12 protein-coding genes and 1 pseudogene are annotated in these 13,278 nt (G+C 72.8%); 5 read left to right on the forward strand and 8 right to left on the reverse strand.

What is annotated here, in order from left to right; genetic code table 11:
* Positions 1–202 precede the first annotated feature (202 nt).
* On the reverse strand, positions 203–1,276 hold the full coding sequence (locus V2W30_RS24805; protein WP_338699862.1) for a hypothetical protein: 1,074 nt from the start codon (positions 1,274–1,276) through the stop codon (positions 203–205).
* Positions 1,252–1,869: an OPT/YSL family transporter gene (locus V2W30_RS24810; RefSeq protein ID WP_338699864.1), complete on the reverse strand. Its 618-nt coding sequence runs from the start codon at positions 1,867–1,869 to the stop codon at positions 1,252–1,254. Before V2W30_RS24810 ends, V2W30_RS24805 begins: the two co-directional genes overlap by 25 nt.
* 200 nt (positions 1,870–2,069) lie before the next feature.
* Here V2W30_RS24810 and V2W30_RS24815 point away from each other — a divergent pair, with 200 nt between their 5' ends.
* Entirely contained in the window at positions 2,070–2,846 is a 777-nt protein-coding gene (locus V2W30_RS24815; protein WP_338699866.1) for an IclR family transcriptional regulator, read from the forward strand.
* Positions 2,847–2,853: 7 nt separating this feature from the next.
* Here V2W30_RS24815 and V2W30_RS24820 read toward each other — a convergent pair whose 3' ends face one another.
* A complete protein-coding gene (locus V2W30_RS24820) occupies positions 2,854–3,567 on the reverse strand; it encodes an AroM family protein (RefSeq protein WP_338699868.1) in 714 nt (237 codons plus the stop codon).
* A 115-nt stretch (positions 3,568–3,682) separates the two neighbouring features.
* On the opposite strand from V2W30_RS24820, the gene V2W30_RS24825 reads away from it, so the two are divergent.
* The gene (locus tag V2W30_RS24825) at positions 3,683–4,291 is read left to right on the forward strand and encodes a PH domain-containing protein (RefSeq protein ID WP_338699870.1); all 609 of its coding nucleotides are present in this window, start codon (positions 3,683–3,685) and stop codon (positions 4,289–4,291) included.
* 37 nt (positions 4,292–4,328) lie between these two features.
* On the opposite strand, the gene V2W30_RS24830 is transcribed toward V2W30_RS24825, so the two are convergent.
* From V2W30_RS24830 to V2W30_RS24845, 4 genes and pseudogenes are all read right to left on the reverse strand, one after another.
* Positions 4,329–5,525, reverse strand: coding sequence for a hypothetical protein (locus V2W30_RS24830; protein ID WP_338699872.1), 1,197 nt, complete (start codon positions 5,523–5,525; stop codon positions 4,329–4,331).
* A gap of 156 nt (positions 5,526–5,681) precedes the next feature.
* Positions 5,682–7,363: pseudogene (locus tag V2W30_RS24835) on the reverse strand (phospho-sugar mutase).
* 42 nt (positions 7,364–7,405) lie between these two features.
* Complete coding sequence (locus V2W30_RS24840) at positions 7,406–8,230, reverse strand: purine-nucleoside phosphorylase (RefSeq protein ID WP_338699874.1); 825 nt, start codon at positions 8,228–8,230, stop codon at positions 7,406–7,408.
* Between the two features lie 139 nt (positions 8,231–8,369).
* The gene (locus V2W30_RS24845) at positions 8,370–8,807 is read right to left on the reverse strand and encodes a gamma-glutamylcyclotransferase (RefSeq protein WP_338699876.1); all 438 of its coding nucleotides are present in this window, start codon (positions 8,805–8,807) and stop codon (positions 8,370–8,372) included.
* Positions 8,808–8,937: 130 nt separating this feature from the next.
* Between V2W30_RS24845 and V2W30_RS24850 the strand changes: the two genes are divergently transcribed.
* Both V2W30_RS24850 and V2W30_RS24855 read left to right on the forward strand, forming a co-directional pair.
* Positions 8,938–10,386: an NAD(P)H-quinone dehydrogenase gene (locus V2W30_RS24850; RefSeq protein ID WP_338699878.1), complete on the forward strand. Its 1,449-nt coding sequence runs from the start codon at positions 8,938–8,940 to the stop codon at positions 10,384–10,386.
* Between the two features lie 197 nt (positions 10,387–10,583).
* Positions 10,584–11,552: a DeoR/GlpR family DNA-binding transcription regulator gene (locus V2W30_RS24855; RefSeq protein WP_338699880.1), complete on the forward strand. Its 969-nt coding sequence runs from the start codon at positions 10,584–10,586 to the stop codon at positions 11,550–11,552.
* Positions 11,553–11,563: 11 nt separating this feature from the next.
* On the opposite strand, the gene V2W30_RS24860 is transcribed toward V2W30_RS24855, so the two are convergent.
* Positions 11,564–12,148: a TetR/AcrR family transcriptional regulator gene (locus V2W30_RS24860; RefSeq protein ID WP_338699882.1), complete on the reverse strand. Its 585-nt coding sequence runs from the start codon at positions 12,146–12,148 to the stop codon at positions 11,564–11,566.
* A gap of 116 nt (positions 12,149–12,264) precedes the next feature.
* Here V2W30_RS24860 and V2W30_RS24865 point away from each other — a divergent pair, with 116 nt between their 5' ends.
* Positions 12,265–13,251 (forward strand): helix-turn-helix transcriptional regulator, encoded by a 987-nt coding sequence (locus tag V2W30_RS24865; RefSeq protein ID WP_338699884.1) that lies wholly within the window; start codon positions 12,265–12,267, stop codon positions 13,249–13,251.
* The last annotated feature ends 27 nt before the right edge of the window (positions 13,252–13,278 follow it).

The following is a 13,278-nucleotide window of genomic DNA, read 5'->3' on the forward strand; positions in this document are numbered from 1 at the left end:
CTCCCAGGTGGCTCTCGGTGTACGACGGGCGGTGCGGGGTGGCATCACCCGCCAGGTACGGCGTGCAAGGGGTGTACGGGGTGTGAGGGGTGTACGGGGTGTACGGGGGGTGAGGGGTGCAGTCGTGCGATACGGGGTGTCAGGGGTGTCAGAGGTGTAGAGCTCGGGTCGCGTGGAGGGGGCGTGGCGGCGGTTCTCGCGGTTACTTGGTGGCCTTCCAGACGCCGTTGCCGAACGAGTAGAGGGCGTCGCCCGCGATCGCTCCGCCCGCGAAGATCTCCAGGTTCTCCTTGGCCTTCGGGCCGAGGAAGCGCGGCGCGAGGACGCGGACGGCGAGGCCCGCGACGACCATCCAGCCGGCCATCGGCGTCGTGATCAGGAGGCCGGTGGCGAGCATGATGCCGAGCTGGCGCTTCGAGCCGCCGATCAGCTGGACCAGCGCGCCGGGGATCGCCCACAGGGCGAGGTGCTTCGCGGTCTCCGCGGACGGGCCCGCCTTGATGGCGGCGACGTACGCCGCGTCGATCGGCGCGGTCTGGCCGTTGTCGAAGAACATCCGGTACGAGACGAGGACGACGACGATGGCCACGCCGAAGCCGATCATCGCGGCGATCAGCTGCTGGCGGCGGCCCTCCAGTTCGAACGCCGGGTCGGCGCCCTCGCCGCGCAGCAGGAACCCGGCCTTGAGGTCGTAGCCCATGTCGGCGAAGGCGGGTCCGGTGGCCGCGGTGAAGCCGGCGAGGACGACCAGGGCCTCGGCGGGGAAGCCGATGAGGATGCCGACCAGGAGCGTGATCAGGGCGATCGCGAAGGCCGGGAACCAGCCCGAGTGCATGGACGCGATGCCGACGAGCATCTCGTGCAGGAACGCGGCGACGGCGGCGTAGAGGACGAAGGCGATCAGCATGCCGACGCTCATGTGCGTGGCGACGCCGCTGCCGAGCGAGAGCAGTACGGCGATGACGAGGTAGGCGCCGAAGCCCAGACGCATCGACGTGCCGAGGCGGCGCGCGTCGTTCCGCGCGGGAGCGCCGGGAGCGCCGGGAGCGGTGGTCGTGGCCGCGGGAGCGGGCGTGGCCCGGCGCGTCGCGAGGATCGTGCGGCCGACCTGGAACAGCGCGACCAGACCGGCGCCGATCATCATGCCGTGCGGCAGGTACTGGGCGGTCAGGTCGACGCCGGTCAGCGGTTCCGCGTAGCTGATGACGAGCAGACCGGTGCCGAACGCGGCCATCGCGGCGAGCCCGCCGATCAGGGCGACGCCGAACGCCGACATCGGCAGCGCGAACGCGGCGCCCGCCAGGCCGGTGACCAGGCCGAGGCCGAGGACCCCGCCCGGCGCCCGCCCTCGTCGCCCGCCTTGATCGCCTCGGCGGCGGCGAGTCCGGGCGGCCAGGGGGCGGTCGCCGGGAAGGCCGGGGTGTCGTACATCCGGTAGAGCAGCCAGGCATCGACGAGCATCGCGGCGGCGACGCCGATCAGCATCGGGACGACCATGTGGTGCAGCCCGAACAGGAACGGGATGCCGATCGGCAGGAACAGGCTGTTGGCCGCGCCGAAGGTGGCCGAGGAGATGCTCGTCTGCGCCAGGTTCTGGGCGTGCACCGAGCGGAAGCCGCGGAAGGCGACGAGGGGCACGCGGGCCAGTGTCATCGCGGCGAGGGCGCCGATCAGCGACGTGGACGGGGTGACGCCGAGCGTGGCGAGCAGCTGCACGCCGACGACGGCGCCGAACACGCTGAGCACCACGGTGAGGATCAGGTTGCCGGGCGCGAGGGCGCGCGGGTGGCGGCGTGCGCCGGACCCGCCGGGCGGTGCCGGGGCCTCCTCGGCCGGAGCCGGTCGCGCGGCGTCGGCGGCAGTGCTCATGGGTGCTCCTGATGGTCGTGCCCGCTGGGCCACCTCACGTTGTTCCATAATTTGGAACTCGGTACTAATATATGGATCATCCGGCGGGCAGGGCTCCGCCGTCAAGAGGCTGGCGTGTGGTCTCAGAATGTGAGCCGCATACGATCGTCGCGACATGGCCGGGGGACGCCCTCCTCAGGGGCGCGGGAGGAAGGCAGACGGTGAGCACACTCGCCAACGCGCGGGACGTCCTGCGTCTGATCGCGCACCTGCAGCGCGACGTCACCGTCACGGACGTGGCGGGTGAGCTCGGACTGCCCAAGAGCTCGGTGTCGCGGACGCTGAGCATGATGGCCGAGTACGGCTTCCTGGAGCGCGACCCGGCGACCCGCGCCTACCGCCCCGGCGAGCTGATCATGGAGGCCTCGTACCACTTCAGGGCCTCGCGCGGCACGGTCTCGCTGCTGGAGGAGGAGGTCGCCCGGCTCGTCGCCGACACCGGATACACCGGCTACGTCGACGTCCTGGACGGCGGCGAGTCGCTCGTCCTGCACATGCGCATCGGCACCACCGGCGCCCTCCAGGCCTACACCCCCGCGGGCACCCGGGCGCCCGCCTACGCCAGCTCGATGGGCCGCGCCCTGCTCGCGCGCCTCGACGACTCCGAGGTCATGCGGCTGGTGGACTCCGGGATCGAGCGCAGCGCGGGCAGCGCCCCCAAGTCCCGCAGGGAGCTCCTCGCCCAGCTGGCCCGGGTCCGCGTCGACGGCTGGGAGTTCTCGCGCGGCGAGTACGTCCCGGGCGTCTCCGGGATCTCGGCCGCCGTCGAGGACCCCGACACCGGCCAGCTCTTCGGCATCGGGATCGCGCTGCCGGCCTCGGAGCTCCGCGACGACGTCGCCGAGCGCCACGGCAGGTCGGTGCGCGACGCCGCCCTGCGGGTGGGCAAGCGCATCGGCGACCCGTACTGGCTGCGGTACGTCGGCGCCGAGCGCTGACCGGGACCTACCCCAGCAACGGCCCCGTCCAGGCGCCCACCATCGCGCCCGACGTGAGCACCGGCACCGTGACACCGCCCCGGCGCAGCGCGGCCCGGTGGCGCTCGGCGTATCCCATGCAGTCCAGAACGAGCGCCTGCGCCCCGTCGTCCACCAGGGCGCGGGCCGCGGCCAGCAGCCCCGCGTCGTCCTCGGCGTAGGGCGAGGCCGTCGCGAACGCGGGCGCGGGCGCCAGGCCCCGCCACTTCTCGCGGGCGTCGGCCACCTGCTCGGGCAGCGGCACGATCACCCCGGTGGGGTTCCCGGCCAGGAGGGTCTCCACGTACGCCGTCACCAGCGCGTCGGGCTCGATCAGCCGTGCGCGGCGGGCGCGCAGGCCGGGGAACTCGCCGGTGCACAGCACGACGATCACGTCGACGCCGTCCCGCTCCAGCTCGTCGATCCGCTCCTGGAGGCCGGCGCCGACGGCCGCGGCGTCCAGCGTGACGGTGCTCCCGTCCTGGAGGCGGCTGATCAGGGTGCCGGGCGCACCGGGAGCGGCGCCGAAGCGGGCGAGGGCCCCGGCGCGGTCGAGCCCGTCGAGCACGCCGGCGTGCCGGGCCCGCACCGTCGTGGGCAGGGCGGCCTCCACCGCCTCCGACAGATCCGGTCGCGGTGCCTGGCCGATGGTCACGAAAGCGAGAGCGCGCACGGTCGTGCCGACCGCCTTTCCTTGTTCCACTTTTTGGATGTGAGTTCCATAAAGCTAGACGCGGGCGGTCCTCAGGGGAAGAGGGGCGAGCAGCGCGACGAACCTCACGGCCACCGTCCGTCGGCCGTCAGGCAGAATCAGGGGCATGACGAGCGAAACCACGACCCCGGACCGCATCTACCGGTCACCCGCAGGCATCGCCGGGGGTGTCGTGCTGCTCGCCCTGGGCGCCTGGCTGGGCTTCGACGCGCTGGTCAACGGCGACGGGCGCACTCCGTGGCTCGCGCTCGCCGGGCTGCTGTTCGCCGTGCCGCTGGTGATCGCGTTCACCATCCGCCCGGCCGTCTACGGCAATGACGACCGCCTGCGCGTCCGCAACCCCTTCCGCATGATCACGCTCCCGTGGGCCGCCGTCGGAGGCTTCCGTTCGGGCTACTCGAACGAGGTGTTCGATCAGGAGGGCACCACGTACCAGCTCTGGTCGATCCCGGTCTCCCTGCGCGCCCGCCGCCGTGCGCAGCGCAGTCAGATGCGGGCCGAGACCAAGCAGGCCCGCAACCCGTCGGCCACCGTCGACCCGCCCGCGGCCCGCCCCTCCGCCGACCAGGCCATGGGCGAACTGCGCGAGCTGTGCGAGGCCCGCGCCGCCGCGGCCACGTCGCAGGGCGAGCCGACCGTCCGCTGGGCGTACGAGATCATCGCCCCGGCCCTCGCCGGAGCCGTCCTGCTCGTCATCCTCATCGCCCTCGGCTGAGGGCCGCCAGGACCGACCGCGCGCGCCGAGCGCTCCCTCAGGGAGCGCTCGGCCAGACCAGCACCATGTACGCCCCGCAGTACGCCGCGCACAGCACCGCGCTCGTCACCCCGAGCACCAGGAAGCGCCGCGACGCCCGCGCCATCACCAGCGCCACCGGAAGCAGCAGCGGGAACGCGGGCAGCAGGAAGCGGGCCCGCGAGAAGTAGACGCCGCCGCTGCCGAGCACGATCGCGAGCAGCACACCGGTGAAGACCAGCAGCGGCAGCGGCTGACGGTCCCAGACCGAGAGCCCCCACAGCACCACCGAGGCCAGCAGCGTCGCCGTCACGATCACCAGGAAGAGCTCGGGCGTCGAGTCGTACGCGAGGAACTCCCGCATCCGGCGCAGCGTCTCGACCCCGCCGTCCAGCTCGTTGTGCCAGAGCTTCTGCACGGCGAAATAGCCGTCCCAGCGGCCGAGCCGCAGCCCGACCCACCCCACGTACGCGAGCCAGCCCAGCGGGGCGAGCAGCGTGCCCGCGAGGACCCGCGGGGAGAAGCGGCGGCGCAGCGCGATCAGCCCGCACAGGCTCACCGCCGCCGCGAGCGCGATGCCGGTCGGCCGGGTCAGCCCCGACAGCGCCGCCAGGGTCCCGGCCCACACCCACCGGCCCGTCAGGACCGCGTACAGGGACCACGCCGCGAACGCCGTGAACAGCGACTCGGTGTAGCCCATCCACTCGACCAGGCCGACCGGCAGGCACGCCCACAGGAAGGTCAGGAGGATGCCGACGCGGCGGCCGTGCAGCCGGTTGCCGACCGCGAAGACGCCCCACGCCGCCGCGAACGAGCAGACCACGGCGAGGACCAGCCCGACGCTCGCCCGCGAGCCCGGCGTCACCACCGCGAAGCCCTTCACGAGGTACGGGTACAGCGGGAAGAACGCCAGGTTGTTGGCGTCGTACTCGGTGCCCAGGGTGCGCTCGTAGCCGTGGTCGGCGATGCCCAGGTACCACTTCGAGTCCCAGTCGGCGGCGAGCGTCGGCCAGATGCCGTGGCCCTCCTTGTGCGCCCACACGCCGAGCACGAGCAGCGCGAAGACGCGGACCGCCGTGTACGCGAGCAGCGCGGGAGCCGCCTGCCGCAGCGAGCGGGCGACGCGGGAGCGGACCCCGCCGAAGGTCAGTGACGTGGTGGGGCGGCTGCGCCGGGCCGGGGGGAGGAGAGGGGCCTCGGTGGCGGTCGGGGGCACGTCGGCGGCTCCTGGGAGTCTGAGAGGCGAAGAGGGCGGGGGCAACGTTCCCGTCGCACCCCGCCCTTGTCGCCCCGCCTTGCGTCAACTGACCCGCAGAAATCACCCGTTGGAGTGCCCGCCGGGCGCCTGCGAGGGCACCGGCGGCACCAGCCCTCAGATCCCGGCGGCCGCCGCCAGGTCCCGCTTGAGCTCCGCGAGCCGCTCCGCCGCCGTCGCGCGCGCCGCGGGCAGCCCGCGCGGTCCGCGACCGGCACGACGACCTCCAGGTAGCACTTCAGCTTGGGCTCCGTGCCGGACGGGCGGACGATGACCCGCGCGCCGTCCAGCGTGTAGCGCAGCCCGTCCGTCGGGGGCAGTCCGTTCGCACCCTCCGTCAGGTCCTCCGCCTTCGTCACGGCGAGATTCGCCAGACGGGCCGGGGGCTGCTCGCGCAGACGGCGCATGGCGTCCGCGATGACCGTCAGGTCCTCGACGCGCACGCTCAGCTGGTCCGTGGCGTGCAGCCCGTGGGCGAGCGCCAGGTCGTCGAGCGCGTCCAGGAGCGTGCGGCCCCGCTCCTTGAGCCCGCTCGCCAGCTCGGTCACGAGGAGCGCGGCCGTGATGCCGTCCTTGTCGCGCACGCCCTCGGGGTCGACGCAGTAGCCGAGCGCCTCCTCGTAGCCGTAGCGCAGCCCTTCGACGCGGGCGATCCACTTGAAGCCGGTCAGCGTCTCCTCGTACGGGAGCGACGCGGCCTCGGCGATCCGGCCGAGCAGCGACGACGACACGATCGACTCCGCGAACACACCGCTGACGCCCCGCTCGACGAGGTGGGCGGCCAGCAGCGCGCCGACCTCGTCGCCGCGCAGCATGCGCCAGTCGTCCGCGTCCGGGCCGTCCGCGACCGCCACCGCGCAGCGGTCCGCGTCCGGGTCGTTGGCGATGATCAGGTCCGGCCGCGCGGTACGGGCCGTCGCGAACGACAGGTCCATCGCGCCCGGCTCCTCCGGGTTCGGGAACGCGACCGTCGGGAAGTCCGGGTCGGGCTCGGCCTGCTCGGGCACGAGCACCGGCTCGGGGAAGCCCGCGCGGGCGAACGCGGCGAGCAGGGTGTCCTTGCCGACGCCGTGCATCGCCGTGTAGACGACGCGGGCGGTGCGGGCGGACCCGGGGGCCAGGACCGCGTCCGTACGCGCCAGGTACGCCTCCAGGACCTCGTCGCCGAGGATCTCCCAGCCGCTGTCCGGGCGGGGCACGTCGTGCAGCGAGACCACCGCGTCGATCTCGGCGGCGATCTCCGCGTCGGCGGGCGGCACGATCTGCGAGCCGTCGCCCAGGTACACCTTGTAGCCGTTGTCCCGCGGCGGGTTGTGCGAGGCCGTGACCTCGACACCGGCCACCGCGCCCAGGTGTCGTACGGCGAAAGCGAGGACGGGCGTCGGCAGCGGGCGGGGGAGCACCACGGCGCGCAGCCCGGCACCCACCATGACCGCCGCCGTGTCCCGGGCGAAGTCCGCGGACTTGTGCCGCGCGTCGTACCCGATGACGACGAGACCGCCCGTGCCCGAGAGCGCTTCGCGCTCGCTCCCCTGATGCCGGCCCTTCGCCTTCAGGTACGCGGCGAGGCCCGCGGCCGCGCGGATGACGACCGCGCGGTTCATCCGCATCGGGCCCGCGCCCAGCTCGCCGCGCAGGCCCGCCGTGCCGAACTGCAACGTCCCCGAGAAACGCTCGCCGATGGCCTCCAGGTCGCCGGCCTCGATGAGCTTCGCCAGCTCCTCGCGGGTCTCGGCGTCGGGGTCCTCGGCCAGCCAGGTCTTCGCCCGGTCGAGCAGTTCGCTGCCAGATGCGGTCACGGTTCGTATTCCTTCGGACGTCGGGCGTTCGGACGTGGGGGATCAGATCTTGGCGAGGACCTGGGTCAGCAGCTCACCCATGCGGACGGCGGAGTCGCGGCCGGCCTGGAGGACTTCCTCGTGGTTGAGCGGCTCGCCGGACAGGCCCGCGGCCAGGTTCGTCACCAGGGAGATGCCGAGGACCTCCGCGCCCGCCTCGCGGGCCGCGATGGCCTCCAGGGTGGTGGACATGCCGACCAGGTCGGCGCCGAGGATGCCGGCCATGCGGACCTCGGCCGGGGTCTCGTAGTGCGGGCCGGGGAACTGGGCGTAGACGCCCTCTTCCAGCGTCGGGTCGATCTCCTGGCACAGCGTGCGCAGACGCGGCGAGTACAGGTCGGTGAGGTCGACGAAGTTCGCGCCGACGATCGGCGACGTCGCCGTCAGGTTGATGTGGTCGGAGATGAGGACCGGCTGGCCCGGACGCATGCCCTGGCGCAGACCGCCGCAGCCGTTCGTCAGGACGATGGTCTTGCAGCCCGCGGCGGCGGCGGTGCGCACGCCGTGCGCGACCGAGGCGACACCGCGGCCCTCGTAGTAGTGGGTGCGGCCCAGGAAGACCAGGGCGCGCTTCTCCCCGACCTGGTACGAGCGCACCTTGCCGCCGTGGCCCGCCACCGCCGCGCCGGTGAAGCCGGGCAGCTCGGTGAAGGGGAACTCGGCGGCGGGCGCGCCGAGCGCCTCGGCGGCGGGCGCCCAGCCGGAGCCCATCACGAGGGCGACGTCGTGGGTCTCGGCGCCCGTCAGCTCGCGCAGGCGCGCGGCGGCGGCGTCGGCGGCGGCGTAGGGGTCGCCCTTGAGGTGGTCCGGAGTCACAGATGCGTTCACGCGGTTGAGGGTAGCCGGTCACGTCCTACGCGCGTAGATGACAAGGCTCACGGGATTGCGATCGTTGTCTTGTCGTTTCCGACGAGAGCGCTGCGCCGCCCGCGGAGCCGCAGGGCCGACGCGGGACGCGGAGGACCTCTCAGCAGGGGCGCTTGCGGAGTTCCATCACGTAGTCGTGCGGCGCGCCCGCCGATTCCGCCGCGTCGGCGATCTCGCCCAGGTACCGCGCCGAGGGGAGACCGCCCTCGTATCCGTTCAGTACGTACACCCAGGCGGGCTCCTCGCCCTCCAGGGTGTCGACGCGGACCCGCATCCGCCGGTAGATGTCGAGCCCGACACCCTCCCAGCGGTCCATCGACTCCTCGTCCATGGGCGCGATGTCGAAGAGCGCGACGAAGACCTGCGACCGGGGCGCCTCCACGACGGTGGCGAGCGCGCCTTCCCAGCCCATGTGCTCGCCCCCGAACGTCAGCCGCCAGCCGTTCAGCCAGCCCGTCGCGCGCAGCGGCGAGTGCGGAGCGCGGCGCGTCATGAGCCGCGGGTCGAGATTGCCGGCGTACGCGGCGTAGAGCGACATGAGACCGAGGGTACGTCAGACGGCTCACACGTCTCCTCCGTAACCGAATCACCCCTCTTAAGAGGGGATACGTCCGCACGGCACCCGGACGGGGGCCCCGGCTCGGTGCGGGCTTGAAGCGTGCGGGACAATGGGGCATGTGACTCGGATCGTGATCATCGGTGGCGGACCAGGCGGATACGAGGCGGCACTGGTGGCCGCCTCGCTCGGCGCGGAGGTGACCGTCGTCGACTGCGACGGTCTGGGCGGGGCGTCGGTGCTCACCGACTGCGTGCCGTCGAAGACCCTGATCGCCACGGCCGAGGTGATGACCACCTTCGACTCCTCCTACGAGGAGCTCGGCATCATCGTCGAGGACGACACCCCCGACCCGGACTCCCCGGCCCGCGTCGTCGGCGTCGACCTCGGCAAGGTCAACCGCCGCGTGAAGCGCCTCGCGCTCGCCCAGTCCCACGACATCACCGCCTCCGTCACCCGCGCGGGCGCCCGCGTGCTGCGCGGCCGCGGCCGCCTCGACGGCCAGCAGGACCTCGACGGCTCCCGCAAGGTGATCGTCAGCGCGGCCGACGGCACCGAGGAGACCCTCGTCGCCGACGCCGTCCTGATCGCGACCGGCGGCCACCCGCGCGAGGTCCCGGACGCGCAGCCCGACGGCGAGCGCATCTTCAACTGGACGCAGGTGTACGACATGGAGGAGCTCCCCGAGGAGCTCATCGTGGTCGGCTCCGGTGTCACGGGCGCCGAGTTCGCGGGCGCCTACCAGGCGCTCGGCTCCAAGGTCACCCTCGTCTCGTCCCGCGACCGGGTGCTGCCCGGCGAGGACCCGGACGCCGCCGCCGTCCTGGAGGACGTCTTCCGGCGCCGCGGCATGAACGTCATGGCCCGCTCCCGCGCCGCCTCCGCCAAGCGCGTCGGCGACCGCGTCGAGGTCACCCTGAACGACGGCCGGGTCATCTCCGGCACGCACTGCCTCATGGCGGTCGGCGCGATCCCCAACAGCGAGGGCCTCGGCCTCGAGGGCGCCGGCGTCAAGGTGAAGGAGTCCGGGCACATCTGGACCGACAAGGTCTCCCGGACGACCGCTCCCGGTGTGTACGCGGCCGGAGACGTGACCGGCGTCTTCGCCCTCGCCTCCGTCGCGGCGATGCAGGGCCGCATCGCGATGTACCACTTCCTGGGCGACGCGGTGGCGCCGCTCAACCTGAAGACGGTCTCGTCGAACGTCTTCACCGACCCCGAGATCGCCACCGTCGGCGTCTCGCAGGCCGACGTCGACTCCGGCACGTTCGACGCCCGCGTCGTGAAGCTGCCGCTGCTGCGCAACCCGCGCGCGAAGATGCAGGGCATCCGGGACGGCTTCGTCAAGATCTTCTGCCGCCCGGGTACGGGGATCGTGGTCGGCGGCGTGGTCGTCGCGCCGCGCGCTTCGGAACTGATCCATCCCATCTCGATCGCGGTCGACAACAATCTGACGGTGGAACAGATCGCGAACGCGTTCACCGTGTACCCCTCTCTTTCGGGCTCGATCGCCGAAGTGGCGCGCCAGCTGCACGCGCGGAAGGTCGCCGAGGAGAGCTGAGCGCTCCGCCGCGAAGGGCGGGCGGGGATCAACTTCCCGCAGGTCACGGTGAGTTGCGGCCCATGCGGTCGGCATAGGCGCGACGGGTAGGCACCCCCGTCGCGCCTATACCACTCCCGGGGTTGTTGTGCGAACAGAACCTGTAATTCGGCGCAAACTGCTGAAAGCAGACGGTCGTTGGGGTTACTGTCAGTTTCGTGTTCGCTGCAGAACGTCGTCAATTGATCCTCGAAATGGTGCGAGCCAATGGAGCTGTATCGCTCCGGGAGCTCGCCCGCGTCGTCCAGACCTCCGAAGTGACCGTGCGGCGGGACGTGCGCGCACTGGAGGCAGAAGGACTCCTCGACCGCCGACACGGCGGTGCGGTATTGCCGGGCGGATTCACGCGGGAGTCCGGCTTTCCGCAGAAATCACATCTCGCGACCGCAGAGAAGACGGCCATCGCCGATCTCGCCGCGGGTCTCGTCGAAGAGGGCGAGGCCATCGTGGTGGGCGCGGGGACGACCACGCAGGAGCTGGCCCGCCGGCTCGCGCGTGTGCCGGGCCTGACCGTCGTCACCAACTCCCTCCTGGTGGCCCAGGCGCTGGCTCACGCCAACCGCGTCGAGGTCGTCATGACCGGTGGCACGCTGCGCGGTTCCAACTACGCACTGGTGGGCAGCGGGGCGGAGCAGTCCCTGCAAGGTCTGAGAGTCTCCCGGGCGTTCCTGTCCGGCAGCGGTCTCACGGCCGAGCGCGGGCTCTCCACGTCCAACATGCTGTCGGCCTCCGTCGACCGGGCGCTGGTGCAGGCCGCGGCCGAGGTCGTGGTCCTCGCCGATCACTCCAAGCTCGGTACGGACACCATGTTCCAGACCGTGCCCACGGACGTGATCACGCGTCTCGTCACCGACGAGCCGCCGGCCCACGACGACCGCGCCGCGACCGAGTTGCAGGCACTGGCCGATCAGGGCGTGCAGATCGCCGTCGCGGGAGCCGGACCCGGCACGGCCTCCTCCGGGGGCGGTGATTCCGTCCCGGCGCGCCCACCGCGCCGGGATGTCCCGCTCCCGGGCCAGCGCCGCACCCAACTTCCCGGCGGGGGACACCCGTTGAGGAGCGCGGCGACGCTGGACCCCGCGGCGCCCGAGCGGTCGGCCCGGGTCGCCGACCTCCGGCGGCGCTGAACCCCGGCCCGTCAGGGGGCCGTGATGCCCCGCAGGGTGAGACGCAGCAGGCGGTCCGTCAGGTCCGGGTCCGACGGTGTCTCCTCGGCGGCCAGCGCGATCGCGTTGGTGAGTTGCAGGAGGTCCGAGATGGAGACGTCACGGCGTACCGCGCCCGACTCCTGGGCCCGGGACAGCAGTGCCTGACCCGCCTCCCGGATCGGATCACTGCACCGCGAGAGCGCCGAACCGGGGTCCTGCGACGTCGACATGAGCGCCCGGGACAGCCCCCGGTACTCGCTCGCGTGGGTGATGATCCCGCGCAGCCACGTCACGAGCGCCGAGCACGGCTGCGGGGCGTCGAGCAGGGCGCGCGCCCGCGCGAGCAGATCGTTCACCGCGTCCTCGAAGACGGCGCTCATCAGCGCGTACCGATTCGGGAAGTGCCGGTACAACGTCCCGATACCGACCCCGGCGCTCCGGGCCACGTCCTCCAGGGACGCCCCGGTGCCGTGCTCGGCGAACGCCTTGCGGGCCTGGACGAGCAGCCGCTCGTAGTTGCGGCGAGCGTCCGCCCGCATGGGACGGGCACGATCCTGCTCGGTACCGGACGTCATCGGGCCTCCCTGGGCATGCGCGGGGCCTTCAAGGATGCCTGATCGTCCGACCGGCCCGGTGCGGAGGGACGGCCACCGCAGTAGCGTCGTCCCAGGGAAACGTCCTGGAGTGCGGGATGGACATCAGCGACGGGGACGTACGGGATGTGCGGCAGCTCGTACGGGAACTCGAACAGGCGGGAGACGTCGAGGAGTTGCGGGCGATCGCCGTGCGCGAACTCCTCCGGACGATCCCCGCCGACGGCGGACAGTGGTACCACTTCGACGCGCGCGGCCAGGGCGTGCGGGCGCTCGCGCTGCCCGCCGAGTCCTTCCACAGCGACCCCTCCGTCATCTACGAGCATCCCGTCGACCACCCGCTGACCGAGGCCATGCTCGTCGCGGGGACCGGAGGCGCCTGGCGGGTCAGCGACGCCGCCGCCGACCTGGAGTGGCAGCGCACCCACTGCTTCAACCTCGACTTCCGCCCCTTCGGCATGCGCCGCCACCTCGTCGCCAGCAGCCGCGAACCGACGGGCGTCGTCGGCTACGCGCTGGTGCGCGGCGGCAGCGACTTCACCGAGCACCAGCGCGCGCTGCTCGGCTACATCCACCCGCGCGTCGCCGCCGCCGAGCGGCTGCTCCTGGAGCGACAGCGGCTGCTCGCCCTGGCCGCCGCCGCGCTCGACTCCGTCGGACGCCCGGGGCACGGGGCGGCCGCGGCGGGCGAGGACGGCGGGCTGCAGCCCCTGGACAGCGTCGCCGAGGCACTGCTGCCCCTCGTGCGCGACGACCCTCGGCTCGGCGCACCGGGCACGTTCCGGGTGGGGAACGCGCGGGTGCGGGTCGTGCCGTGCGCGGTGCCCGGGGTGCCACGGCTCGTGCTGCTGCACGACCTCGCGCCGGGCCGCGCCGTCGCCCGCCGCCTCGGCCTCACCGAGCGCGAGCACCGCACGCTGGAGCACATCGACGCGGGCCGCACCCCGGCCGAGGCCGCCCGCGCGATGGGCATCTCCCTGACGACCGTACGAGGCTACGTGGCCTCCCTGCACCGCAAGCTGGCCGCCGGTCACACCGCCGCACTGCTGCGTACGGGACGGGAGTTGGGGCTGCTCGGGGAGTGAGGCGGAGTGCGGCGGTGGGCCGCGACG

Origin of the sequence: Streptomyces sp. Q6 (genome assembly GCF_036967205.1) — a bacterium.
In the GTDB taxonomy this organism is placed as follows: Bacteria; Actinomycetota; Actinomycetes; order Streptomycetales; family Streptomycetaceae; genus Streptomyces; species Streptomyces citrinus.